This window comes from Variovorax sp. PBL-H6, assembly GCF_901827155.1.
In the GTDB taxonomy this organism is placed as follows: Bacteria; Pseudomonadota; Gammaproteobacteria; order Burkholderiales; family Burkholderiaceae_C; genus Variovorax.
Window position 1 is genome coordinate 2,022,561 of sequence record NZ_LR594659.1, and the last position, 23,800, is coordinate 2,046,360.

Below are 23,800 nucleotides of genomic sequence, written 5' to 3' on the forward strand. Positions count from 1 at the left end.
ATACACAGAGTCCACACCGAGTCGACACATGCTGAATCTCAAGAACGAAGACTTAGCGACCCATGCCTACCAAAAGGTGCGCGAGGCGATCCTCCAAGGAGAGTTCGCACCGGGGGCCCCTCTGTTCGAGGTGCATCTGGCGTCCCGGATGGGCATGAGCCGCACACCGGTGCGCGAGGCGCTGAAAGTGCTGGCGCGGGATGGCTTCGTGCAGCCAGTGCCTGCGCGCGGTTACATCGTTCCCCACCGCTCGATGGATGATCTTCGCGACCTGTTCGATCTGCGCGAGTCCCTGGAAGGCACTGCGGCGCGCTGCGCTGCGCAGCGCGCAACCGAGGCGGAGCTCGCCGAACTCGAGTCCTTGTGCGTGCGCTATGAAAACGAGCAGGACTGGCATCGTTGGGTGCAGATCGGAACGGACTTTCACAATCTCCTGGTTGCCGCCGCCCGCAACCAGCGCCTGGCCAACATCCTCGATTCGCTCAACGGGCAAATCGTCCACTCACGCCGCTCGGTCCTGCGCGCCGACGCGCAACGGCGCGACGCCGCGATTCGGGAACACCGCGCCATCCTCGACGCCGTGAAGGCGCGCAACGCCGCTGACGCCGAAGCGCGCGCTCGCGAACACGTGCGGCTTTCTTACGAGGCCACCCTTTTTTCATACCAGAGCCGAACTGCAGCCATCGGCTGAGCGAGTCCGGACCAACCCAGGAGCAAACTACCCATGCAAGCCACTTCCATCAACTCCCAGGAGCACTTCCTGGTCGAGCCGCCCCGCAACACGCCCATCGTCCGCGAGGTCGATGTGCTGGTGTGCGGCGGCGGCGTCTCCGGCATCGGTGCGGCGCTCGGCGCCGCCCGCGCCGGCGCCAAGACCATGGTGATCGAGAAGAACGCGTTCCTGGGCGGGGCCGCCACCGCGGTCCTCATGAACACCTGGAACGTGCCGGTTTCGCGGATGACCGGCGTGGCCCGCGAAATCGCGCTGACGCTGGCCGAGCGCGGCGAAGGCAACATCACGGGGCCGACCTTTCCCTTCGACCCCGAGGGCTTCAAGCAGGCGGCTGTCGACCTGCTGCAGCAGGCCAACGTCGAAGTGCTGAACTACACCTGGATCGAGGACGCGATCATGGAAGGCTCACGCATCAAGGGCGTGATCATCCAGAACAAATCCGGCCGCCAGGCGATTCTGGCGAAAACCGTTGTCGATGCCACGGGTGATGCCGACGTCGCCGCCGCAGCCGGCGCCGAGTACGTCAAGGGGCGCGAGAAGGACAACAAGATGCGCCCGATGAGTGTGCTCTTCAGGCTCGGGGGTGTCGACCTGGGCAAGGTGATCGACTACTGCCGAAGCCAACCGAAAGAGTACTTCACAGCTGACCCCAACTTTCACATCATCCAGCCCGAAAAAGGGCTCGTTCGGCTGTCTGGCTTCTTCCATATCGCCGACAAGGCCCGCGCGGCTGGCGAACTCCCGGAAGAGATCCACTACCTCCGGTTTGAGGGCATCGACGTTGCACACGGCATCGTCACCGTCAACAACTCGCGCGTCTACGGCGTCGACGGCACCAACGCCTGGGACATCTCACGCGCCGACACTCAGGCCCGGCTGCAGAACCGCCAGCTGAAGACCGTCATCCGCAAATACATCCCCGGCTTCGAGAATGCCTATGTCATCGACTCCTCGCCGACGGTCGGCGTGCGCGAAACGCGCCGGGTGCGCGGCTCCTATGTGCTGCCGCAGGAGGACCTGGTCGCGCAACGCACATTCGACGACAGCGTGATCCGCGTATGGCGACACATGGCAGCAGGGCGCGACTGGCACAAGGCCGAGGGGGGCGAAGGCGCGCCGAATGACGCCGTCTACCGCACTGTGACCACCGACCTGACGTGGTTCGAGATCCCTTGGCGCGTGTTCACTCCGAACAAGGTCGACGGCATGACCGTGAGTGGCCGCGTGCTGTCCGTCACGCACGAAGCGGACATGTGGACCCGTGGCCAGTACTGCTGCCTGGTGACCGGGCAGATTGCAGGCATCGGCGCAGCACTGGCGGCCGAGCAGGGCCTCACGCCCGCGGCGCTCGACGTGCGCCAGTTGCAAAGCGTCCTGGGGCAGCAAGGCATCGACGTGGGCTCGGCCGCCGAAAAGCTCCTGCCACAGGCTGCCTAGGCCTCCGGTCAAACCCTCTACTGAAGGATTCCGACATGAAAGCTCTTTCATTCCTGGCCGCGGCAGCAGCAACGCTGTGGCTCGGCGCCAGCGCCCCGGCGCTTGCAGAGCCGGCTTATCCGGCCAAACCGGTCACCATCGTCGCCGCGTTCCCGCCCGGCGGCACCGCCGACTTGCTCTCTCGCGTGCTGGCAGTGAAGCTCGGCGAAGCCTGGAAGCAGACCGTCGTCGTCGAGAACCGGGCGGGCGCGAGCGGCATCATCGGATCGCAGTACGTCGCCCGGCAACCGGCGGATGGCTACACGCTGATGGTGGTGCCCATCACGCACGTCACCAACTCGAGCCTGTTCGCCAAGGTGCCGTTCGATCCGATCGAAGACTTCACGCCGATCTCCATGCTCGCCTCGTCGCCCCTGATGATCGTCAGCAACAACAGCTTTCCGGCCAAGAAGATCAGCGACCTGGTGGCACTGGCGAAAGCCAAGCCAGGCTCCCTGAACTGCGGCTCGGCCGGCAGCGGCACCTCCCAGCACCTGGCCTGCGAACTGTTCAAGAGCACGGCCAAGGTGGACATCAAGCACGTTCCCTATAAGGGCAATGCAATGGCGATGACCGATGTGATGGGTGGCCAGATCGAACTGTTGTTCGACCAGATGGCCACCGCTGTGCCGCATGTGAAGTCGGGACGCGTCAGCGCCTTGGCAGTCACCAGCGCCAAGCGTTCGCCCGCAATGCCCGACGTGCCTACGGTCTCCGAATCAGGTCTCCCGGGCTTCGAAACCAACGCATGGTTCGGGATCGTCGGCCCGCGTGACATGCCCAAAGACGTGGTCGATAGCATCAACGCGTCGCTGCGCAAGGTGCTGGCTCGCGCGGAGGTGCAGAAACAGCTCGGCGACCAGGGACTCGAACTGACGCCCAGCTCGCCCGAGGAATTCCGCAGCACGTTGAAGTCCGAAATGGCCAAGTGGGCTTCCGTGATCAAGGAAGCCGGCGTCAAGCTCGAGTGAGGGATTCTTTCATGGTCACTGGTGAATCCCTTGCTCTCAGGCTGGATCCGAACGACAACGTGGCGATCGCCCGGCACGCGCTTTCGCGCGGCAGTGTCCTGTCGGGGTACGCAGGCGTAGTCGTCGCTGCCGACATACCGGCGGCCCACAAGGTCGCGATAGCTGATATCGAGCAGTCCGAACCGGTCCGGCGATATGGGCAGATCATCGGCTTTGCCAGCCAAACGATTCGACGGGGCCAACACGTGCACACGCACAACCTGGCAATGGGCGCGTACCAACGCGACCACGCCTTCGGGGCCGACGCCCGGAAACCCGAAGCCGCCGCGGAGCCTGCAACATTCCTGGGCTTCGTACGGCCGGACGGCCGGGCAGGGACGCGCAACTACATTGGCGTGGTGAGCACGGTCAATTGCTCGTCATCCGTTACCAAGCTTGTCGTTGAACATTTTTCCAAGGCAGGCATGCTCGATGCCTATCCCAACGTCGACGGCGTGGTGCCCGTTACGCACAGCTTCGGGTGTTGCATCGATCACAACGGAGACGGTGTGAATCAGTTGCGCCGAACGCTGGGCGGCTATGTGAAACATGCGAATTTTGCAGGCGTGGTGGTCATCGGGTTGGGCTGCGAAGCCAATCAGATGGGGGCCATGTTCCTGGCGCAAGGAATTGAACCCGGCCGCACGACCGTTCCGTTGGTGATACAGGACCTGGGCGGCACGCGCAAGACGGCCGACGCGGCGATTGCAGCCATCGAAGAGATGCTTCCCGCGGCCAACCAATGCACCAGGGTGCCAGTGTCCGCCGCGCACCTGACGGTCGCGCTGCAGTGCGGTGGGTCCGACGGCTACTCCGGTATTACGGCGAATCCAGCGCTCGGCGTTGCGGTCGATCTGCTGGTCGCACAGGGCGGCACGGCGATCCTGAGCGAGACCCCGGAGATATATGGCGCAGAGCACCTGCTTACGCGACGCGCGGTCTCACCCGAGGTCGGACAAGGCATCGTCGACCTGATCAAGTGGTGGGAAGATTACGCCGACCGAGAGAAGGGCAGCATCGACAACAACCCGACGCCCGGCAACAAGGCGGGCGGACTGACGACCATTCTCGAGAAGTCATTGGGCGCCGTTGCGAAGAGTGGCTCGTCGGCACTGATGGGGGTCTATCGGTACGCGGAACCGATCACCGCCCGCGGGCTCGTGTTCATGGATGCGCCGGGCTATGACCCGATGGGCGCTACTGGCCAGATCGCCAGTGGAGCGAACCTCGTTGCTTTTACGACTGGCCGAGGATCCTGCTTTGGTTCGAAGCCTGCGCCCTCCATCAAGCTCGCGACCAATTCAACGATGTATGCACGCATGCGCGACGACATGGACATCAACTGCGGCGACATCATGGACGGCGACGCGACGCTCGAGCAAAAGGGTAAGGAGATCTTCGAGAAGATGCTGGCCGTCGCTTCCGGCGAAAAGTCGAAGAGCGAGGAGCTAGGCGTGGGCAACGAGGAAACCGTTCCCTGGATGATCGGCGCTCAGATGTGACCCGCGAATTGCGGCGATGTCACTGGTGGCCAAACGGTGCAGGGTGGGTCGCGGGCGTAGGCGGGAACCTTTCGCGCTTTGAATCAAGGCAGTTGCGATCACCGAGGACGGGACGGCGCCATGACCCATTCGCTCGCCATCCTTCGCACCGTCTTGCAGTAGAGCCCTATCGCGCCATGAAGGCGAAGACCTGCTGCTCGACCGCATCATTGCCACCCGATCACCCGACCGCAAGAGCATTGGTGCAAGGAGGTCGGCAACGCAGCAACGTCCGGCCGGAAGAAGCAGGCCGTTCGCTTCAAGGCCCCGTACTGGCACAACTACCACCGCATCGAAGGAGGCTAGTTTGGCTACTGCTGCGTGGAAGCCGTTGCCGCAGTCAAGGCTTCAACATCGACGACGGTCTATGTGTGGGTCATCCCTACTAGCCCGGCGACCTGCTGCGTCTCGGACAGGTCACGTCCCCCGACCTGTCGCGTTTGCTGCCCGAGCTCGTAGCCACGATCGGTGCTCCTTCCGAGAAGCCATTCACCGGCGAGCCGCTCCATCTCACCAAATGGGAGGCACTCAAGATGCTCGTCAAGAGCAAGCTGAACTCTTAGCCAGACAAGATCACTCGTTAAGCAGGCTTCATGCCTTTTTGATCGACTCTCACGGCATCGAGCTGATGTGTGGGTTTTGTGATTCGACAAGCGCCACATCCGTTGCCTCATAGGCAAGGAACAGATCAGCGCCGCACAGCCAGTGCAAGCCGGGGAAGCGCTTGCGCAGCAGCTCGAGCTCGTCTCGCGTCTGTCGCGCGCCGCGCCGGTTGCCTCCGATGTACAGCGCGACCGGCTCGATCTCGGCCTGCAGCACGGGTGCCCACTCGGCAGCCTGCGAACGCACGTGGTCGACCAGCGACATCACTGCATTCGCATCGGCTTCGATCTGCGCGTCGTCGACGGCCACCAGCACGCGCGTGCGGCCGTCCTGTTCCCACATCAGCATGTTCATGTCGCGCAAGCCTTTTTGCGTGTAGCCGCCCATGGCGTGCAGCACCAGCGCCGCAGCGTCGATCACACCCGTCACGTCACCGCATTGAAGCTGTGCGAGGAACGTCAGCCTGTCGAGGCGTGACGCAAGCGCCGCTTCTTCCTCGTCGAGCGCGCGTCGTTGTGCCGACAGCTCCGCAAGGCGCGACCGCAGCGCGGATTCGCCCGCCATCTGCAGCGGCTCGTCCCATTGGTAGCGCGTGGCACCTCGGCCTTCGAGGCGCAGCCGCGCAACCAGCGCGATGGTGGCCGCCACCACGTCGTGCGCTGCGCCTGGGGACGTGCTGGCGAGTGACGGCAGCATGAGCAGGCGACCCGGATGCCGATAGCGATAGAAGCCGCACGCGAGCGACGATGCCGCGCCGGCGGTCGCGATCGGCTGCGCGTCGGCCACGGTCCCGAATGTCGCGCTCGCGATGAAGCGATCACCGAGTTGCTCGAAGAAGCTCTTGAAAGGCTCGCCGAACGGGCAATGCACCTGCATCGGCTCGCATGCGTCCAGCGAGGCGGTGGGTGCATCGGGAAGTGCTTCGAGCAGGTCGTAGCCCACCACGTCCTGCACCGTATGGAGCGCGAGCCGGGCCGCACCCGGAGACAGCACGACCAGCGTGCCGCCGCGCGCCACGAATTGCCTCAGCGCGCCGCGCCAGGCCCGCGTATGGCGCAGCAGCTGCTGCGACGCCACGACGCTGAGCAGCGCGAAGCCGTCGCGCGTGCTTTCAGGCTGGTAGGCGGTCGCGAGGGCGGCCGGATTCCAGATCAGCACGTCGATGCCGTCGAGCGGCAGCGGGGTGGCAAAGCTGAAATGCGACGCGGAAGGGTACGGCAGGCGTAGATCGAGCAGACCGATTTGCATGGAAGGTGCGCAATGCGTTGACAGCGGTTGGATGATAAATATATCATCATGTCCGGATATCCAGACAAGCAGTCAGTTGGCATCCGCGCAAGACCCAAGCTAAGCAAGGATCAGACCTCATGGACGAGTCGACCCGCAAGCCCGCGGAAGCGAACGCAACAACGGTTGCGGCCCCTTCAGGCGACAAGGCGCATGCCGATGCGGTGGAGCACGACCTCGATCGCAGTTCCGCCCTGCCGCTCTACGCACAGGTCAAGCGCCGACTGCAGGCCATCATCCGCACGGGCGTGCCGGGCGACGGCAAGTTCTATTCCGACCAGGAGCTCTGCGCGATGTTCGGCGTCAGCCGCTTCACGGTGCGCCAGGCCATCCAGGAACTGGTGGCGCAAGGCTTGTTGCGCCGCGTGCAGGGCCAGGGCACCTTTGTCAACACCGACAAGTTCGACGAAATCTTCGGCCCGCAGATGGACTTCAAGCACCAGTGGGAACGCATCGGCCGACCGCTGACCTTCAAGCTCAAGCGCTTCGCCATGCTGCCGTGCCCTGAAGACATGGCCTTCCATCTCGGCATCGGCGCCGACCAGAGCGTGCTTCACATCGAACGCGTGCGCCAGACCGGCCCGACGATCGCTTCATACGACTTCCGCTACATCCATCCCGATTTCGCCGCGTCGATCACCGAAGCCGAGGCAGCTCGGCATTCGCTGCTCGATCTGCTGGCCCGGCGCACCAGCCTCTCGCATGCGCAGAACCGGCTGGAAGCTTCGCTTGCAGACGCGCGCACCGCCAAGCTGCTCGGCGTAGCGCTCGATTCACCGGTGATGGTGCGCGAGCTCGCCTACTACTGCACCGAGGGCCTGCCCGTGATGGCCGGGCGCTCGTATTCGCCGGGCGGCGTGCTCCGGCACGCCTTCACCGTCGCGCTCTCGCCGCCCGCCGGCGGCAACACGAATCCGCCGGTGGACCCCGGCCCCAAGACCGCGTTGGAGGACCACGACTGAAGACGTCGCGCACGCATTGCCTTTCGTTCATCAACTTCTGCACCCACTCACCATGCTCCACTCGTTCCATTCGCTTCTCCGCTTCTCGTCCCGGCTCGCGATCGCATGCATCGTGGCCGGTTCGTCGCTTGCTGCCCTGGCGCAAGGCAGCTTCAAGGTCGGTTCGGTTCTCTCCATGACAGGGCCCGCGGCCTTCCTCGGCGAAGACATGAAGGCGGGCATGGAGCTCGCGCTCGACGAGATCAATTCGAAGGGCGGCATCAACGGCAAGAAGATCGAATGGTTCTTCTACGACGCCGAGAGCCAGACGCAGAAGGGCCTGGGCGCGACGCGGCGACTGCTCACGCAGGACAAGGTCGACATGATCGTCGGCGGCGGAAACATGAGCGGCATGGCGATCGCGATGTCGCAGCTGACCGAGAAGGCCACCATGCCCTTCGTTGCGACCGAAGGCAGCATGCAGATCGTCACGCCCGTGGCCGAGCGGCCCTTCACCTTCAAGTCCACGGTCGACGACGACCAGGTGATGGAGCGGCTCGCGGACTATTTCGCCAAGAAGAAGATCACGAAGATCGCTCTGCTCTCCGATTCGTCCGGCTTCGGGCAGAGCGCCGCGGAGCAGCTCAAGAAGACGGCGGCCTCGCGTGGTCTCGACGTGGTGTACGAGACCTTCAACCCCACCGACACGGACATGGCCCCGCAGCTCGGCAAGCTGAAGGCTGCGAACGTGCAGGCCATCGTCTGCTGGACCGTCACGCCGGCCGGCGTGGTGGCGATGAAGCAGGCCAGGACCCTCGGCCTGGGCGGCATCCCCTTCATCCACAGCTACGGCTTTGTCGACAAGCGCTATATGGACCTCGCGGGCGATGCCGCCAAGGACGTGCTGCTGGTGAGCGTCAAGTTCCCGGTCGGGGAGGACCTGCCCGACTCCGACCCGGCCAAGCCGCGCATCCTCGCGCTCAACAAGAACTTCGAGGCGCGCTTCAAGCGTCGCCCCAACCAGTTTGCAGCCCAGACCTACGACGCGATGTACCTCGCGAAGATGGCGCTCGAAAAGGGCGGCGAAGACAAGACCAAGGTGCGCGATGCGCTGGCCGGCATCCGCAACTACAACGGGGTTGGCGGCACTTTCAATTTCTCCGCGACCCAGCATTCGGGCCTCTCCAAGTCCGACCTGGTGTTGTTGAAGTACGAGGACGGCCGCTTCCGCCTCGCCGACTACCAGTGACCTGATCTTCTTCATCCTTCACCAGGAGCCCTCCGCATGTCCGTCGCGACCTCGACCACGCGCACCATCCTCGATGTGCCCGAAAGCCGCTTTCCGCTCGACCTCGACATCGAGATTCCGCGCATTCGCAACCTGTTTCACTCGGCCACCAGCAACCAGTGGAACCCGTCGTGCGACATCGAGTGGGACGCGCTCGACATCACGCAGTTCAGCCCCGATCAGCTGTATGCCGCGCGCATGTACTGGAGCCGCCGCGCCTGGGGCGAATACGGCGCCATCTCCGAATCGCCTGCCCTGCAGATCCGCTTCTGCAAGGAGAACTGCGCGCCCGACATGCGGCTCTTCTTCACCATCCGCACGCAGGAAGAGGCGCGCCATGCCGAGGTCTGCTACCGCATGGCCGAGCTGCTGGGAGGCTACATCGAGCAGCCCGATCTTTCCGAGTTCCAGGGCGCCGTCGCGACGCATGGCGTGCGCAAGATGGCGCTGGACCCCGACGTGCCGCTCGAAGGCGTGATGGCGGCACTGGTCTGCGCGGCCGAGGAGATCGCCTTCGACGTGTTCCGCCACCTGATCGAGATCACGCCCAACAAGGTGGCGCAGCAGGTGCTCAAGAGCATCATGCGCGACGAGGTGCGGCACTGCGCCTTCGGTTGGGCCTTCATGAGCAGCCGCGTGCCGCATCTTTCGACGACGCAATTGGCGGGGGTCGAGGACGCGGTCATCACGATGATCGAGAAGGTCGAGCTCAACGGCTACCACAGTTCATGGCTGGCGCCGGACGGCCCCGCCGCGCGGGCCGAGACGAAGGTCGACCGCCTGACCTGGGAAGCCGGCCTGGGCTCGACCGTCGAAGAGCTGGAGAAGCCCGTCTTCGTTGCCTCCGTGGCGCGCATCCGCCGCCAGATGACGGAGTCGTGGGGCATCAAGCTCCCGATGTTCCGCCACCCGAAGATCGAAGGGGAGTTCTGAGCATGCAGGCGACACCCATCATTGTCGAGCGACGCTTTCCGCTCGAACTCAAGCGCTCGATCGTCTCGATCCGCGACCTCTACGAAAGCGCCAAGGCCAGCAGATGGACGCCAGCCAGGGACATTGCCTGGGACCGCTTCAATGCCCCGGCGTCCGAAGCCGCGCGCCATGCCGCACGGCTCGTGTGGAGCCGCCGTGCCTGGCTCGAATACACGGGCCTGGCCGAAACACCGGCGCTGCTGATCCGCTTCTGCCTGGAGCTGGACCGCGAGTCCGATCCGAAGTATTTCCTGGCGGTGCGCAACACCGAGGAGGCGTGGCATCTCGAATGCTTCCATCGCTATGCGCAGGCACTGGGCGGCTACATCAACGCGCCCTCGGACAAGCGGTGGGAGGCCGTGCTCAACCGCACGCTCTACCGCGATGCGCTCGATGCATCGCAGTCGCTCGACGGCTATGTGGCGGTGCATTGCGCCATCGAAGACGGGATCGAACTCGCGCTGTACAAGCTCTATGCCGGCAACGCGCGCGAGCCTGTGGCCGCGCAGATCCTTGCCAAGGCGGTCGCGGCCAAGGAACGCCATGCGTCCTTCGGCTGGCTCTATCTCGAGGAGCGCGCGGCGCGGATGGACGACGCCGCCAAGGCGGCCATCGTGTCGCGCATCGAGTCATGGCTGAAGCACGTGGCCTTCGCCGGCTACCAGATTCCGAGTCTCTCGACCGAGATCGATGCGGGGGAGTACGACGCGGCTGCAACGCTTGCGGCCGAAGCGGGCCTGGGCGCCGCCACGCCGGCGCAGGAGCAGCAGACTTTCAGGCAATGTGTCGCGGATGCGCGCTCGCGGCTCGCGCGGTGGGGCTTTGCTCTGCCGGTGGTGGGCCATCCGGTGATCGGCCAGGTCTGAAGGCCCGGCAAGGCTGAAGCTCAAGAGAGGACGTTCATGAACGAGCCGGTCCAACTGCTGCTCGCCGGCCTCGGCACGGGCAGCATCTATGCGCTGGTGGCGCTGGGATTCAACATCATCTTCAAGAGCACCGGCGCGCTGAACTTCGCGCAGGGCGAATGGGTGATGCTGGGCGGCATGGTGGCTGCCACGCTCTATGCGGCCAAGGTGCCGCTGTGGCTGGCACTGGTCGCCGCGGTGTGCGTGGCGATGCTGGTGGGCGCGGTGTCGGAGCGGCTCATCGTGCGCCGGCTGCAGCGGCCGACCGCCATGTCGATCACGATCGTCACGATCGCCATCGCCATCTGCACCAAGAGCCTGGTCATGCTGCTGCTCGGGAAGAACCCGACGGGGCTGCCTTCGTTTTCCAGCGGCGGCCCGGTGCACTTCGCCGGCGCGGTGTTCGAGTCCCAATCGCTGTGGATCATCGGGGTCGCCGCGCTGGTGATGGGCGGCGCGGGCTGGTTCTTCAACCGCACGGTGCTGGGCAAGTCGATGCGCGCCGCGGCGGCGCAACCCGAGGCGGCGGCGCTCGTGGGCATCAGCCCGCGGCTGACGATGTCCTTGTCTTTCATACTCGCCGCAGGCATCGGCGCGCTGGCGGGCGTCATCGTCACGCCGCTCACGCTGACCTCCTTCGACCACGGCACGATCCTCGGCTTCAAGGCTTTTTGCGCTGCGATGCTCGGCGGGCTCGGCAGCTTGCCGGGCGCGATGGTCGGCGGGCTCGCGCTGGGGCTGGCCGAGAGTTTTGCGGGCGGCATGCTGTCGTCGCACTTCAAGGACGCGGTGTCCTTCGTCGTGCTGCTGATGGTGCTGGTGCGCTGGCCCAATGGTCTGCTGGGCCACGGACAGGTCGAGAAGATATGACGGGCGACAACGCACGAGCCCGCTCACCCGGTGTCGCCAGCAAGGGCAGGAGCCGGCGCGCGCTGATCATCGTCTGGCTGCTGGCGCTCGCCTGGCCAATGGTCGCGCCCAACGAATACGTGCTGAGCCTCGGCATCTACTTCTTCCTCAACCTGATCCTGATCGGCAGCCTGAACATGATCATGGGCTGGGCCGGGCAGGTGTCGCTCGCGCATGCGGCTTTCTATGGGCTCGGCGCCTACGTGAGCGGCGTGCTCAACACCAAGTACGGGATCTCGCCGTGGCTCGGCTCGCTGGCCGCCATTCTCATGGTGGCGGTGGCTGCGGGCTTCATCGGCTTGACCACGCTGCGCCTGCGGGGCCCGTATCTGTCGATGGGCACGCTGGGCTTCAGCGGCATCCTCTCGGTGCTGTTCGTCGAGCTCGTGCCGCTCACCGGCGGACCGAACGGGCTGGCCGGCATTGCGCCTTACGCGCTGTTCGGATGGGAGCTGGACAGTCCGGCGCGCTTCTTCTGGCTCGCGTGGGCAGTGTCGGCAGTGCTGATGTGGCTGCTGCTGAACCTGTTCGCCAGCGTACCGGGGCGTGCTTTGCGCGCGATCGCCGGCAGCGAGATCGGTGCGAACACGCTCGGTGTCGACACCTTCGCATACAAGGTGATCGCCTTCAGCCTCTCGGCCGCGATGGCCGGGCTGGCCGGTGCGATGTATGCGCACTTCAACCTCTTCGTGTCGCCCGAGACCTTCGGTTTCGCCTCGTCGGTTCTGCTGGTCGTCATGGTCGCGCTCGGCGGCGCGGGACGCTACTGGGGCCCTTTCTTCGGCGCGGCGATCCTCACGGTCGTGCCGGAGTTGCTGCGGCAGTTCCAGGATGTCGAACTGCTCGTGTTCGGCATCTGCATGATCTGCGTACTGCTGTACTTTCCCGGCGGCATTGCCGGGCTGCCAGGGCAATTGCGGCAGCGTGCGAAGCCGCGCGATGCGTTCAAGGTCACGAGGAACGCGACCACCCCTGCGGCGTCGGGCACCAACGTGGAGGCCGTCGATGGCACTGCTCGACGTTAAGGACCTGCGCGTCACCTTCGGCGGGCTGCATGCGGTCGATGGCCTAAGCACGTCGGTCAGGAAAGGCTCGATCAAGGGCATCATCGGGCCCAATGGCGCAGGCAAGACGACACTCTTCAATGCCATCGCGGGCATCCAGCGCCCGAGCCAGGGCTCGATCACGCTCGAAGGCCAGCGCATCGAGACGCTCAAGCCTTTCCAGCGCGCCAAGCTCGGGCTTGCGCGCACCTTCCAGAACCTGCAGATATTTCCGGAGCTCAGCCTGATCGAGAACGTGATGATCGGCTGCCACCCGAAGGCGCAGGCCAGCGGCTTCATCGCGTCGATGCTCGGCACGCCGCGCACGCGGGAGGAAGAGCATCGCATCGAAGCCACGGCCTACGACAAGCTCGCGCTCCTCGGCATGGCCGACCGCGCCATGTCGCTCGCGGGCAACCTGAGCTTCGGCGAATCGAAGCTGCTCGAGATCGCGCGCGCCCTGGCCGCAGACCCCAAGGTGCTGATGCTCGACGAGCCCATCGCCGGTGTGCCCGCATCGGAGCAGGCGCCCATTGCACGGATGATCCGGCAGGTCAATGCGCAAGGCGTGACGGTCGTGCTTGTCGAACACAACATGCGCATGGTGATGGGGCTGTGCGACGAGATTCTCGTGCTGCGCAGCGGCCGCTTCCTGGCCGAGGGAACGCCAGCCGAGATCTCGTCGAATGCCGAGGTGATCGGCGCCTACCTCGGCAACCCCATCGAGGAGACCGTCGATGCTTGAGATCCGCAACCTGCACGTGTCGTATGGGCAGGGCGACGTCCTGCGCGGGGTCTCGCTCGGCATTCCCGATGGCGGCTTCACTGCGCTGATCGGTGCGAACGGCGCCGGCAAGTCGACCTTGATGCGTGCGGTCAGCGGCCTGATGAAGCCCTCGAAGGGCAGCATCGTGCTCGCCGGCCAGGACATCTCCGGACAGCGCGCCGAACGCATCGTGCGGCAGGGCGTCGCGCTGGTGCCCGAGGGGCGCAAGGTCTTCGCGCCGCTCTCGGTGGCGGAGAACCTGGAGATGGGTGCGTTCCAGTTCCTGATCCGCGGCACGAAAGACCGCTATCGGCAACGGCTCGACTTCGTGCTCGCTCTTTTCCCGCGTCTCGCCGAGAGATTGGCCCAGCCGGCCGGCACCCTGTCGGGCGGCGAGCAGCAGATGCTGGCCATCGGCCGTGCGCTGATGTGTGAGCCGCGGCTCCTCTTGCTCGACGAGCCGTCGATGGGTCTTGCGCCGCTGGTCGTGACGCAGATCTTTGCGACGCTCTCGACCCTGTGCAGGCAAGGGCTGACGATCTTCGTCTGCGAACAGAACAGCGAGGTCACGCTGCGCCATGCGGCGTATGGCCATGTGCTCGAGAACGGCCAGGTGACCTTGTCGGGGCCGGCCAGTGAACTGCTGCGCGACGAGCGTGTGAAGGAAGCCTATCTTGGAGTTTGACAGCCAGCTCGTCGTCGAGCTCGTGGAGGCGATGGAGCAGAACTACAGCCTGCGTCCCCGCCATCCCGAGCGCGAGGCGGTGTATGCCGACTACTCGGCGCGCAGCGAGCGCTTTCGCCAAGCGACGCCGGGATGGCGGTCGCTTTCCTACGCGGCGCCGGAGCGCTGCGCCATCGACTGGTTTCCTGCCGACACCGCAAAGGGCGTGCCGAGAGACGGCACGCCGCTCTTCGTCTTCATCCACGGCGGCTTCTGGCGCGCGCTCGATCGCCGGCTTTTCAGTTTTATCGCGGAAGGCTATGTGAAGGCGGGCATCTCGGTCGCGATGCTGGGTTATGAACTCGCACCGGCGGTGAAGCTCGGCCGCATCATCGAACAGGTGAGCGATGCGATGCGCTGGCTCAACCGGCGCGCGGGGGAACTCGGCTTCGATCCCCGTCGCGTCACCGTGTCGGGTCATTCGGCCGGCGGCCATCTCACGGCCATGTTGAGTGCCACGACGCCGGCCGATCTCGAAGGCCATCCCTTCGTGGCATCGGTGCCGGTGAGCGGTGTGTTTTCGCTTGCGCCGCTGCTGCTGACCAGTGTCAACGATGACGTGCGCATGACGCCGCGCGAAGCCTTGCGATTCAGTCCCGGCGGCATGTCCTGCTTTCATGCGCGCGAGTTCATCGTTGCGGTCGGTGCCTGCGAGACCGATGGGTTCATCGGGCAGAGCCGCGATTTCACGGCATGGGCGGAACGCATGGGCACGCCGTCGCGGCTGGAGATCGTGCCGGGGCGCACGCATTTCGATGTGCTCGAAGACCTGGCGCGGCCGGAACTCCCGCTGTTCCAGCAGGTGTTCGAAGCCGTGTCGCGCGTGCCCGCGGGCTGATCATCATTGCCATGAGATCAGACCGCAGCCTGCCTGGCGAGGGCTATCCGCGCGACTTCGATCCGGCGATGGCCGCGATCCTCGAACGCCAGCGCGCGGCCGCGCTGCGCGAAGGGCCCGTGGTCGATCGCTACGAACTGCCTTTTGCGGAAGCCCGTGCGGCGCTGATCGGGGAGCGGCGCCGCAGCCACACCGGCCTGCCGGCGATGCATGCGATCGACGAAGAATCATGCCGTGTGGAGGGCCGAGCGGTGGGGCTGCGGTGGTACCGGCCGACGGCACAGGCCGATGCATCGCTCATCGTCTATCTGCATGGCGGCGGCTGGTGCGTGGGCTCGAACGACACGCACGACACGGTGCTGCGCCATCTCGCCATGGCCTCAGGCATGCCGGTGTGCGGCATCGAGTATTCGCTTGCGCCGGAGCATCCGTTTCCGGCGGCGACCCGGGATGTCCGAGCCGTCGTGGACCTGCTGTCGACGGAGACTCGGCGCCACGGCGGCCGCCTCGTGCTGGCGGGCGACTCCGCCGGCGCCAACCTCGCTCTGGTCGAGGCCATGCGTCGCCGCGACGAGGGGGCCTCGCCGGACATCGCGGCACTGCTCCTCTTCTACGGCGTCTATGGGCCGTTAAGCGATCGCGGCTCGGTCGCGGCCTATGGCGGTGGTGAGTTCGGGCTCAGCGCGAAAGTGCAACAGCGCTATCTCGGAGCCTATGTCCCCAAGGGCGCGGACATCGGCGATCCGCGCATCCATCCCTTGCTCGGCCGACTCGATGGCTTGCCGCCTGCCTGGCTGCTCGCGGCGGGCCTGGACATGCTGCTGGACGATTCCGTCGACCTGCATCGCGCATTGCAGGCAGCGCAGGTGAGTGCCGAACTCCGGATCTGCCCTGGTGTGCCACACGGCTTCTTGAACCACGCGGGCGCGTTGCCGGCGGCCCGCCACTGTTTGATGGAGGCAGGCCGCTTCGCCGTCGACGCGTGAGGACGACTGCGCGACCATCGCACACGCACGTTGTCACGGTCGCGGTCGAGTGGTGCCCAGCGCCAGGCTGTGGACGCGGGCACGCCTGAACTGTGCATCGCCTGCGTCGCAGTCCCATTGCTCCACCGTGCAGCGTCGTTCGCCATCTCCGCCTTCGAAGCGGATGAGGTTGACCGAGTTCGGTGCGCCCGCGCGCAGCCGGGTCGACACGGCGGTGCCCGCCTGCACGCACCACATCCTGCGCACCGGCCCGCCGGCGCCTTCGTGCAGCGGCAGCACGAAGGGCAGGTGGATGTGCCCGCCGAGGACCAGGTCGGCCTCGGCCTCGGCCCAGAGCCGCACCGCCTCCTCGCGGCCGATGAGCAGGTTCTTGTGGTCCTCCTCGCGCGTGACGGCGACCGGCTGGTGCACCACCACGATCCGCAGCTGCCGCGCCGAAGCTTTGGCGAGGCGGCGCGCCGCACGTTCAGCCTGCTGCGCCGAGACGGCGCCGTTCTCGTGCCGGTACCAGCGCGTGGTGTTGACGCCCACGACGAGGAAGTCCGGCACGTCCACGACAGGCTCGAGCTCGTCCCCAAAGGCCGCCCTGTAGCGCGCATACGGCGCCATCATGCGAGTGGACAAGGCGAAGAGCGGGATGTCGTGGTTGCCGGGGATGGCCAGCAGCCCTGGATTGGCCAGGCTGTCCACGAAGGCGCGAGCCCGCGCGAACTGCGCGCGCGTCGCTCGCTGCGTGATGTCGCCGGAGAGCACGAGCGCACTCGGCAACTCGGTGCGTACCAGCGTGGCGAGCGCGCGCACCACATCGGGCTGCTCGGTCCCGAAATGCGGATCGGACATGTGCAGCAAACAGCTCATCGAGCCGCATCCTCCCGCTCGCTCCCGCGGGGCTTGATGAGCCAGAGCGGCTCGGGCGCGACCCGGAAGTGCAGCGGCATGGCCATGCGCAGCACCTCGCCGTCGGCCGCGACCTTGGCGTGGTGCCGTGTGGTGCGCGCCGGGCTGACGGACATCGACCGAAACGACGTGTGCATGACCTTGTCCGACTCGCCGAGCCGGCCCATGGCGCCGCGCAGCATCAGCGCCAACATGGCGAGACGGCTGCTCGGCCGAAGTGCGATGGCCGTGAGCTCGCCCTGCTCGACGGCTTCGGGCCGCGGCATGCCGACCTGCTGGAGCTGCAGCGCGTTGTTGCCGACGAAGAGCGTCGGCGTGCGCACCAGGCGCTCCTCGCCGCGCCAACGGATGCGAAGATCCCAGCCGGGATGGGGGCGCATCGCGGTCATCACCGCCGCCCATAGCGCAACCCACCGGCTGCGGCCATAGCGCGATTTGTAGGTCTCACGGTCCTCCAGCACGCGCGCATAGAGGCCGAGGCTGGCATTGACCAGGAAGACGCGATCGTTGACCAGGCCCACCTGTACCGGCACCGGTTGCGCATCGAGCAGTACGCGCAGCGCATCGTCGACGTCGGTGGGAATCGAATGCGTGCGGCTGAAATAGTTGAAGGTGCCCTTCGGCAGCACACCCATTGCGCAGCCGCTGCCCAGCACTGCCTGCGCAACGGCGTTGATCGTGCCGTCGCCACCCGCCGCGACAACCACGCCGTGGTCGGCCCGGGCTGCGTCGACAGCCTCGCGGATTCGTTCAGGCAGGCGGTTCGGGCGCGTGACTTCGAACAGCCGATAGGCCCGCCCCTGCGCGGCGCAGGCACGCGCGATCGCGTCCCGCAGGGCCTGCGCACTGCCGCGCCCTGAACGCACGTTGAAGACGACGAAGAGCGCGGACTGCGCGTGCGAGTTGCAAACGGACATCGGCTACGCCCGCATCCAGGCCGCCATGCCGTCGAGCATTTCAATCAGGACTTCCTCGTCGTTGCGGCCTGATCGGCGCAGCACATGGAAGGCATGGTCAGCCTCGGCGATTTCCATCAGCGTCGCGCAAGCGCCCAGCCTGGTGACCACGATGCGGATGCTGGCCAGGTCGGCCAGCGCGTCCCGCGTGCCCTGCACGAACAGCATCGGCACGCGCACATCGGCCAGATGGTCGGCACGCCCGGTCGAGGGCGTCCCGGCCGGATGCAGTGGAAAGCCGACGAACACGAGGCCTGCCACGCGCGGCAGGGGCTCGAGTGCCTGCGCCTGCGACGTCATGCGCCCGCCGAAAGACTTGCCGCCGGCGAAGAGGGGCAGCGGCCCGAAGCGCGCCACCGCCTGCGCCACGGCCGCACGCACGGCCGCATGCGCGACCGGCGGCGGATCGGGCCGCTTCTTGCCGAGCTCCATCGACGGAAACTGGTAGCGCAGGGTCGCAATGCCGCGTGCCGCGAGGCCTTCGGACACCGCGCCCATGAAGGCGTGCTCCATGCCGGCCCCCGCACCGTGGGCGAAGACATAGCAGGCGAGGGGGTCGGCCGGCGACACCACCAGTCCCGAGACGGTGCCGTGGTCGCCCACCTGGAAGTTGATTTGTTGCGTGCGGAGGGTCATGCTGGATTCCGTCGGACGTGCCAGTGTGCGGCCTGCGGCGACTGAACACCCCGAATCAAGGGTTTTCCCGGGCGTCATATAGCAAGCCCCACATAGGCCGTATGGGCGCGTCCGTATGCGTATGCCCTCGCAAAGGAATACCTTCGCAGGCACGATTTTTGATCGCCACGGAAACCGCCACCACCAGCCATGAGCATGAACGCCAGCACCCAACCCATCCGCTTCTTCCACCGCGGCCGGATCGTCGACGTGAGCGGCGTGCATCCCACCCGCTCGGTGCTGGACTGGCTGCGCGAGGACGCACGCTGCACCGGCACCAAGGAAGGCTGCAACGAGGGCGATTGCGGTGCTTGCACGGTGGTCGTCGGCGAGCTGGCCGAGCCCGGCGACAAGGACGCGGTGGGCGGCCTGCGGTTGCAGACGGTCAACGCGTGCATCCAGTTCCTGCCCACGCTGCACGGCAAGGCGCTGTTCACGGTCGAAGACCTCAAGGCGCAGTGCACCGGACAGCGTGACCGGGCCCCGCGCGACAAGCAGGCAGCGAACCAGCTGCACCCGGTGCAGCAGGCCATGGTCGACTGCCATGGGTCGCAATGCGGTTTCTGCACGCCGGGCTTCGTGATGTCGCTGTGGTCCACCTACGAGCACCACCGGAACGCGGGCACGCAGCCCACGCGCCAGCAACTGGCAGACGATCTCTCGGGCAATCTCTGCCGCTGCACCGGCTACCGGCCGATCCTCGACGCAGGCCAGCGCATGTTCGACCTGCCCGCGGTGCGGCTGGACACCGAGCCGGTGGTGGCCGCGCTCCAGAGCCTCGAGCACAAGGCGAGCTTCGACTATGTCGCGCCCCTGGGCCAGCGGCTGGACCATTTCCATGCGCCCACGACGCTTGCCGAGCTGGCTGCGTTGCGCGAAGCCAAGCCGGCCGCCCAGCTGCTGTCCGGTTCCACCGATGTCGGCCTGTGGGTCAACAAGCAGTTCCGTGACCTGGGCGACATCCTCTACGTGGGCGACGTGGCCGAGATGAAGCTGGTGGAGGAGCGCGAGGTCGAGGGCATTTCCGCGCTCTACATCGGCGCCGGCGCCTCGCTCGAGAACGCCTTCCGCGCGCTCGCGGCGCGGGTGCCTGCGCTCACCGACGTGTGGCTGCGCTTTGCTTCGCCGCCGATCCGCAATGCCGGCACCATGGGCGGCAACGTTGCCAACGGCTCGCCGATCGGCGACTCGCCGCCCGTGCTGATGTCGCTGGATGCGGGGATCGAGCTGCGCCGGGGCGAACGCGTGCGGCGCATGCCGCTGACCGATTTTTACGTCGACTACATGAAGAACAGGCTGGAGCCCGGCGAGTTCGTGCAGGGGCTTGTCGTCCCGGTGGCGGCGATGAGGCGACAGGTGCGGGCCTACAAGATCAGCAAGCGCTTCGACTGCGACATCTCGGCGCTGTGCGGGGGCTTCGCGATCGAGCTCGACGGGGACATCGTGAAGGAAGTGCGGCTGGCCTACGGCGGCATGGCCGCGGTCGTCAAGCGCGCGGCGCAGGCCGAGGCCGCGCTCGTGGGCAAGCCCTGGACGCAGGCCAGCGTCAATGCAGCCAAGCTCGCGCTGGCGCAGGACTTCAAGCCGCTGACCGACATGCGCGCCAGCGCCGACTACCGGCTGCTGGTGGCGCAGAACCTGCTGCAACGCCTGTGGCTGGAAACCCGCACGAACGAGCCGCTGCCCGTGGAAGCCACCAGCGTCTGGAGCGTGATGCCGCACGCAACCGCCGCCGCCGCCGCGGAAGGAGTCTGACCATGAACAAGCCCATCGACCCCGCACTGCTGCAATCGGCCGAAGCCTTTGCCGACTACCTGAAGAACACCGCCGCGCGCATCGACGTGCATGCCGAGGCCAAGGCGCACGACGACGGCGCGCGCGTGGGCATCAGCCGCCCGCACGAATCGGCGCACCTGCACGTGGCTGGCGAGGCCACCTACATCGACGACATTCCCGAGCTCGCGGGCACGCTGCACTGCGCGCTCGGCCTCTCGCCGGTGGCGAACGGTCGCCTCAAGAACATGAACCTGGAGGCGATCTGCGCCATGCCCGGCGTGGTGGCGGTGCTGACCGCGGCCGACATCCCCGGCAGCAACGACTGCGGCTCGATCGTGCACGACGACCCGATCCTCTGCAGCGGCGACATCCGCTACCTGGGCCAGCCGGTGTTCGCGGTGATCGCCGAAACGCGCGACGCTGCGCGGCGCGCCGCCGCCCGTGCGAAGGACGCGCTGGACATCGAGGCCGAGCCGCCCGTCATCACGCCGCAGCAGGCGCACGCAAAGGGCCAGTACGTGCTGCCGCCGATGCACCTGGTGCGCAGCACCACCGAAGGCGGCGCGCAGGCCGCGATCGCCAAGGCGCCGCGCCGGCTCAAGGCCACGCTCGACGTCGGCGGGCAGGAACAGTTCTACCTCGAGGGCCAGATCAGCTACGCGATCCCGAAGGAGGGCGGCGCGATGCACGTGCACTGCTCGACCCAGCACCCGAGCGAGATGCAGCACCTGGTCGCGCATGCCCTGCACCTGCATGCCAACGCGGTGCAGGTCGAGTGCCGGCGCATGGGCGGGGGCTTCGGCGGCAAGGAATCGCAATCGGCACTCTTCGCCTGCGTGGCTGCGGTGGCGGCGAACAAGCTGCAGCGGCCGGTCAAGTTGCGGCTGGACCGCGACGACGACTTCCTCATCACCGGTCGGCGGCACTGCTTCTGGTACGAGTACGAGGTGGGCTTCGACGACGAGGGCCGCATCCTCGGCGCCGAGATCAGCATGGTCTCGCGCGCCGGCCACTCGGCCGACCTGTCGGGCCCGGTGATGACGCGGGCGCTGTGCCACTTCGACAACGCCTACTGGCTGCCGGACGTGGCGATGCACGGCTATTCGGGCCGCACCAACACGCAGAGCAACACGGCGTTCCGCGGCTTCGGCGGGCCCCAGGGCGCGATCGCGGTCGAGAACATCCTCGACAGCGTGGCGCGCGAGCTGGGACGCGATCCGCTCGACGTGCGGCGCATCAATTTCTACGGCAAGGGCGAGCGCAACGTCACGCCCTACGGGCAGGTGGTGTCCGACAACATCATCCATGAGCTGGTCTCGGAGCTGGAGGGCACCAGCGCCTACCGCGTGCGGCGCGAGGAGATCGCGGCCTTCAACCAGGCCAGCCCCGTGCTCAAGCGCGGCATTGCGCTGGCGCCGCTGAAGTTCGGCATCTCCTTCAACGTCAAGCACTTCAACCAGGCCGGCGCGCTGGTGCATGTCTATACCGATGGCTCGATCCTGGTGAACCACGGCGGGACCGAGATGGGGCAGGGGCTCAACACCAAGGTGGCGCAGGTGGTGGCGCACGAGCTGGGCGTGAACTTCGAGAGCGTGCGCGTCACGGCCACCGACACGCAGAAGGTGGCCAACACCTCGGCCACCGCTGCGTCGACCGGTGCCGACCTCAACGGCAAGGCCGCGCAGGACGCGGCACGCCAGATCCGCGAGCGCCTGGCCGCCTGCGCCGCTGCGCGCCATGGCGGCAAGGCGGAGGACGTGCGCTTCGCCAACGACCAGGTCGAGGTCGCCGGCCGCTCGCTGTCCTTCAGCACCGTCGTCGGCGAGGCCTATCTCGACCGCGTGCAGCTGTGGTCCGACGGCTTCTACGCCACCCCCGGCCTCAGCTGGGACAAGGACAGGATGCACGGGCGCCCCTTCTTCTACTACGCCTACGGCGCAGCCGTGAGCGAGGTGATCGTGGACACGCTCACCGGCGAATGGAAGCTGTTGCGCGCCGACATCCTGCACGACGCCGGCAAGTCGCTCAACCCGGCGGTGGACATCGGCCAGGTCGAGGGCGCCTTCATCCAGGGCATGGGCTGGCTCACCACCGAGGAGCTGGTGTGGCACCCGAAGACCGGCCTGCTCACCACGCACGCGCCCAGCACCTACAAGATTCCGACGGCCAACGACTGCCCGCCGGTCTTCAACGTCAAGCTGTTCGAGGGCCAGAACTTCGAGGACTCGATCCACCGCAGCAAGGCGGTGGGCGAGCCGCCGCTGCTGCTGCCCTTCTCGGTCTTCTTCGCCATCCGCGACGCGGTGTCGGCGGTGGGCGGGCACCGGGTGGACCCGCCGCTCACGGCGCCGGCCACCAGCGAAGCCATCCTGCGCGCGGTCATGGCCGTGCAGTCGGCCTCGGTCTGAAGCAGCCCGTCCAACAAGGGGATCGATGTGAATGCCGCGCTGTATAACTGCCCGGACATCGGCATCACCCTGCGGGCAGCTCATGAGAGACCAAGCGCTTCTGGACAAGATCGACCTGCACCTCATCCGGGTGCTTCATACCGTGCTGACCGACCGCAGCGTCTCGCGGGCCGCCATTCGCCTGGGCATGTACCAGCCGGCGGTGTCGGCCGCGCTCAAGCGCCTGCGGGAACTTTCAGGCGACCCGCTGCTGGTGCGCTCCGGCTCGGGCATGGTGCCGACCGATGCGGGGTTGCGCATGATCGACCCCGCCGCCAGCATCCTGCGTGCGGCGGAGATGCTGTTCTCGGATGCGCGGGGCTTCGATCCGCAGAGCGCCCAGACCACCTTCCGCATCGCCGCTTCGGACTACCTGGACCCGCTTTTCCTGCCCATGCTGGTGGCGCAGGTCAAGGCGCAGGCGCCGCTCTGCCGCATCGAGATCCATGCGCTCTCGTCCGATTCGGACTACCACGCGCACCTGTCGCTCGGCCAGGTCGACCTGGTGATCGGCAACTGGCTGAAGCCGCCCGAGGACCTGCACATGGCGCGGCTCTTCGGCGACGAGATCGTCTGCCTGGTCAACCAGGACCATCCGGCGGTTCGCCGTGGCTGGGACCTGGAAAGCTGGCTCGCGGCCGAGCACGTGGCGCCCACGCCACTGCATCCGGGTGCGCGCGGCATCATCGACCAGATGCTCGACGAGATGGGCCGGCAACGCAACATCATGGCGCGCTGCGCGCATTTCGGGCTCATCCCCGACATGGTGGCGTCCAGCCTGCTGGTGCTCACCACCGGGCGGCAGTACTGCGAACGCTTCGTCGAGCGGCTCCCGGTCGCGATCCTCCCATGCCCGGTCGAGCTGCCGCGCCTCATGTACTACCAGCTGTGGCATGAGCGCACCCATTCCTCCAGCTCGGCGCGCTGGCTGCGCGAGCGGACCAAATCGGTGGCCGCCTCGCTCCGGCCCGCACCTTCCGCGGCCGGCTCCGGTTAGCCAGCCTCTTCTGCCACTCGCGCCCGGCGT

The 23,800-nt window shown here is 66.6% G+C and carries 21 protein-coding genes; 17 read left to right on the plus strand and 4 right to left on the minus strand.

Going from position 1 to position 23,800, the window contains the following annotated elements:
* Positions 1 to 28 precede the first annotated feature (28 nt).
* From G3W89_RS09745 to G3W89_RS09760, 4 genes are read left to right on the plus strand one after another with little or no spacing between them, the layout of a single operon-like run.
* Positions 29 to 691 carry a GntR family transcriptional regulator gene (locus G3W89_RS09745; RefSeq protein ID WP_162573891.1) on the plus strand — a complete coding sequence of 221 codons (663 nt, stop codon included), beginning with the start codon at positions 29 to 31 and terminating at the stop codon, positions 689 to 691.
* A gap of 33 nt (positions 692 to 724) precedes the next feature.
* Positions 725 to 2,170: an FAD-dependent oxidoreductase gene (locus G3W89_RS09750; protein WP_162573892.1), complete on the plus strand. Its 1,446-nt coding sequence runs from the start codon at positions 725 to 727 to the stop codon at positions 2,168 to 2,170.
* Between the two features lie 35 nt (positions 2,171 to 2,205).
* Positions 2,206 to 3,180 (plus strand): tripartite tricarboxylate transporter substrate binding protein, encoded by a 975-nt coding sequence (locus G3W89_RS09755; protein WP_162573893.1) that lies wholly within the window; start codon positions 2,206 to 2,208, stop codon positions 3,178 to 3,180.
* A gap of 11 nt (positions 3,181 to 3,191) precedes the next feature.
* Positions 3,192 to 4,721 (plus strand): UxaA family hydrolase, encoded by a 1,530-nt coding sequence (locus G3W89_RS09760; RefSeq protein WP_162573894.1) that lies wholly within the window; start codon positions 3,192 to 3,194, stop codon positions 4,719 to 4,721.
* Between the two features lie 651 nt (positions 4,722 to 5,372).
* On the opposite strand, the gene G3W89_RS09765 is transcribed toward G3W89_RS09760, so the two are convergent.
* Positions 5,373 to 6,611 (minus strand): hypothetical protein, encoded by a 1,239-nt coding sequence (locus G3W89_RS09765; protein ID WP_162573895.1) that lies wholly within the window; start codon positions 6,609 to 6,611, stop codon positions 5,373 to 5,375.
* A gap of 119 nt (positions 6,612 to 6,730) precedes the next feature.
* On the opposite strand from G3W89_RS09765, the gene G3W89_RS09770 reads away from it, so the two are divergent.
* The 10 genes from G3W89_RS09770 to G3W89_RS09815 are packed head-to-tail and all read left to right on the plus strand — an operon-like array spanning position 6,731 to position 16,022.
* Complete coding sequence (locus G3W89_RS09770; RefSeq protein WP_162573896.1) at positions 6,731 to 7,612, plus strand: GntR family transcriptional regulator; 882 nt, start codon at positions 6,731 to 6,733, stop codon at positions 7,610 to 7,612.
* Between the two features lie 52 nt (positions 7,613 to 7,664).
* On the plus strand, positions 7,665 to 8,840 hold the full coding sequence (locus G3W89_RS09775) for an ABC transporter substrate-binding protein (protein ID WP_162573897.1): 1,176 nt from the start codon (positions 7,665 to 7,667) through the stop codon (positions 8,838 to 8,840).
* Positions 8,841 to 8,876: 36 nt separating this feature from the next.
* The gene (locus tag G3W89_RS09780) at positions 8,877 to 9,812 is read left to right on the plus strand and encodes a ferritin-like domain-containing protein (protein WP_162573898.1); all 936 of its coding nucleotides are present in this window, start codon (positions 8,877 to 8,879) and stop codon (positions 9,810 to 9,812) included.
* Between the two features lie 2 nt (positions 9,813 to 9,814).
* Entirely contained in the window at positions 9,815 to 10,717 is a 903-nt protein-coding gene (locus G3W89_RS09785; protein ID WP_162573899.1) for a hypothetical protein, read from the plus strand.
* Positions 10,718 to 10,753: 36 nt separating this feature from the next.
* A complete protein-coding gene (locus G3W89_RS09790; RefSeq protein ID WP_162573900.1) occupies positions 10,754 to 11,626 on the plus strand; it encodes a branched-chain amino acid ABC transporter permease in 873 nt (290 codons plus the stop codon).
* A complete protein-coding gene (locus G3W89_RS09795; RefSeq protein ID WP_162573901.1) occupies positions 11,623 to 12,690 on the plus strand; it encodes a branched-chain amino acid ABC transporter permease in 1,068 nt (355 codons plus the stop codon). The genes G3W89_RS09790 and G3W89_RS09795 overlap by 4 nt, the downstream gene beginning before the upstream one ends.
* Complete coding sequence (locus tag G3W89_RS09800; RefSeq protein ID WP_162573902.1) at positions 12,671 to 13,453, plus strand: ABC transporter ATP-binding protein; 783 nt, start codon at positions 12,671 to 12,673, stop codon at positions 13,451 to 13,453. Before G3W89_RS09795 ends, G3W89_RS09800 begins: the two co-directional genes overlap by 20 nt.
* Positions 13,446 to 14,159, plus strand: coding sequence for an ABC transporter ATP-binding protein (locus tag G3W89_RS09805; RefSeq protein ID WP_162573903.1), 714 nt, complete (start codon positions 13,446 to 13,448; stop codon positions 14,157 to 14,159). The genes G3W89_RS09800 and G3W89_RS09805 overlap by 8 nt, the downstream gene beginning before the upstream one ends.
* Positions 14,149 to 15,036, plus strand: coding sequence for an alpha/beta hydrolase (locus G3W89_RS09810; protein WP_162573904.1), 888 nt, complete (start codon positions 14,149 to 14,151; stop codon positions 15,034 to 15,036). The genes G3W89_RS09805 and G3W89_RS09810 overlap by 11 nt, the downstream gene beginning before the upstream one ends.
* 11 nt (positions 15,037 to 15,047) lie before the next feature.
* Positions 15,048 to 16,022: an alpha/beta hydrolase fold domain-containing protein gene (locus G3W89_RS09815; protein WP_162573905.1), complete on the plus strand. Its 975-nt coding sequence runs from the start codon at positions 15,048 to 15,050 to the stop codon at positions 16,020 to 16,022.
* A 33-nt stretch (positions 16,023 to 16,055) separates the two neighbouring features.
* Here G3W89_RS09815 and G3W89_RS09820 read toward each other — a convergent pair whose 3' ends face one another.
* The 3 genes from G3W89_RS09820 to G3W89_RS09830 are packed head-to-tail and all read right to left on the minus strand — an operon-like array spanning position 16,056 to position 18,511.
* Entirely contained in the window at positions 16,056 to 16,880 is an 825-nt protein-coding gene (locus G3W89_RS09820) for a metallophosphoesterase family protein (RefSeq protein WP_162573906.1), read from the minus strand.
* The gene (locus G3W89_RS09825; protein ID WP_162573907.1) at positions 16,877 to 17,836 is read right to left on the minus strand and encodes a diacylglycerol/lipid kinase family protein; all 960 of its coding nucleotides are present in this window, start codon (positions 17,834 to 17,836) and stop codon (positions 16,877 to 16,879) included. Before G3W89_RS09825 ends, G3W89_RS09820 begins: the two co-directional genes overlap by 4 nt.
* A gap of 3 nt (positions 17,837 to 17,839) precedes the next feature.
* Positions 17,840 to 18,511, minus strand: coding sequence for an alpha/beta hydrolase family protein (locus tag G3W89_RS09830; protein ID WP_162573908.1), 672 nt, complete (start codon positions 18,509 to 18,511; stop codon positions 17,840 to 17,842).
* Positions 18,512 to 18,700: 189 nt separating this feature from the next.
* Between G3W89_RS09830 and xdhA the strand changes: the two genes are divergently transcribed.
* The 3 genes from xdhA (at position 18,701) to G3W89_RS09845 (ending at position 23,770) form a co-directional block, all read left to right on the plus strand.
* The gene (xdhA, locus tag G3W89_RS09835) at positions 18,701 to 20,305 is read left to right on the plus strand and encodes a xanthine dehydrogenase small subunit (RefSeq protein ID WP_162573909.1); all 1,605 of its coding nucleotides are present in this window, start codon (positions 18,701 to 18,703) and stop codon (positions 20,303 to 20,305) included.
* Between the two features lie 2 nt (positions 20,306 to 20,307).
* Positions 20,308 to 22,734: a xanthine dehydrogenase molybdopterin binding subunit gene (gene xdhB / locus G3W89_RS09840; protein ID WP_162573910.1), complete on the plus strand. Its 2,427-nt coding sequence runs from the start codon at positions 20,308 to 20,310 to the stop codon at positions 22,732 to 22,734.
* 82 nt (positions 22,735 to 22,816) lie between these two features.
* The gene (locus G3W89_RS09845; RefSeq protein WP_162573911.1) at positions 22,817 to 23,770 is read left to right on the plus strand and encodes a LysR family transcriptional regulator; all 954 of its coding nucleotides are present in this window, start codon (positions 22,817 to 22,819) and stop codon (positions 23,768 to 23,770) included.
* Positions 23,771 to 23,800 lie beyond the last annotated feature (30 nt).

Coding starts and splice junctions, on each gene's coding strand:
- G3W89_RS09745 (WP_162573891.1), top strand. CDS start 29: ATGCTGAATCTCAAGAACGAAGACTTAGCGACCCATGCCTACCAAAAG.
- G3W89_RS09750 (WP_162573892.1), top strand. CDS start 725: ATGCAAGCCACTTCCATCAACTCCCAGGAGCACTTCCTGGTCGAGCCG.
- G3W89_RS09755 (WP_162573893.1), top strand. CDS start 2,206: ATGAAAGCTCTTTCATTCCTGGCCGCGGCAGCAGCAACGCTGTGGCTC.
- G3W89_RS09760 (WP_162573894.1), top strand. CDS start 3,192: ATGGTCACTGGTGAATCCCTTGCTCTCAGGCTGGATCCGAACGACAAC.
- G3W89_RS09765 (WP_162573895.1), bottom strand. CDS start 6,611: ATGCAAATCGGTCTGCTCGATCTACGCCTGCCGTACCCTTCCGCGTCG.
- G3W89_RS09770 (WP_162573896.1), top strand. CDS start 6,731: ATGGACGAGTCGACCCGCAAGCCCGCGGAAGCGAACGCAACAACGGTT.
- G3W89_RS09775 (WP_162573897.1), top strand. CDS start 7,665: ATGCTCCACTCGTTCCATTCGCTTCTCCGCTTCTCGTCCCGGCTCGCG.
- G3W89_RS09780 (WP_162573898.1), top strand. CDS start 8,877: ATGTCCGTCGCGACCTCGACCACGCGCACCATCCTCGATGTGCCCGAA.
- G3W89_RS09785 (WP_162573899.1), top strand. CDS start 9,815: ATGCAGGCGACACCCATCATTGTCGAGCGACGCTTTCCGCTCGAACTC.
- G3W89_RS09790 (WP_162573900.1), top strand. CDS start 10,754: ATGAACGAGCCGGTCCAACTGCTGCTCGCCGGCCTCGGCACGGGCAGC.
- G3W89_RS09795 (WP_162573901.1), top strand. CDS start 11,623: ATGACGGGCGACAACGCACGAGCCCGCTCACCCGGTGTCGCCAGCAAG.
- G3W89_RS09800 (WP_162573902.1), top strand. CDS start 12,671: ATGGCACTGCTCGACGTTAAGGACCTGCGCGTCACCTTCGGCGGGCTG.
- G3W89_RS09805 (WP_162573903.1), top strand. CDS start 13,446: ATGCTTGAGATCCGCAACCTGCACGTGTCGTATGGGCAGGGCGACGTC.
- G3W89_RS09815 (WP_162573905.1), top strand. CDS start 15,048: ATGAGATCAGACCGCAGCCTGCCTGGCGAGGGCTATCCGCGCGACTTC.
- G3W89_RS09820 (WP_162573906.1), bottom strand. CDS start 16,880: ATGAGCTGTTTGCTGCACATGTCCGATCCGCATTTCGGGACCGAGCAG.
- G3W89_RS09825 (WP_162573907.1), bottom strand. CDS start 17,836: ATGTCCGTTTGCAACTCGCACGCGCAGTCCGCGCTCTTCGTCGTCTTC.
- G3W89_RS09830 (WP_162573908.1), bottom strand. CDS start 18,511: ATGACCCTCCGCACGCAACAAATCAACTTCCAGGTGGGCGACCACGGC.
- xdhA (WP_162573909.1), top strand. CDS start 18,701: ATGAGCATGAACGCCAGCACCCAACCCATCCGCTTCTTCCACCGCGGC.
- xdhB (WP_162573910.1), top strand. CDS start 20,308: ATGAACAAGCCCATCGACCCCGCACTGCTGCAATCGGCCGAAGCCTTT.
- G3W89_RS09845 (WP_162573911.1), top strand. CDS start 22,817: ATGAGAGACCAAGCGCTTCTGGACAAGATCGACCTGCACCTCATCCGG.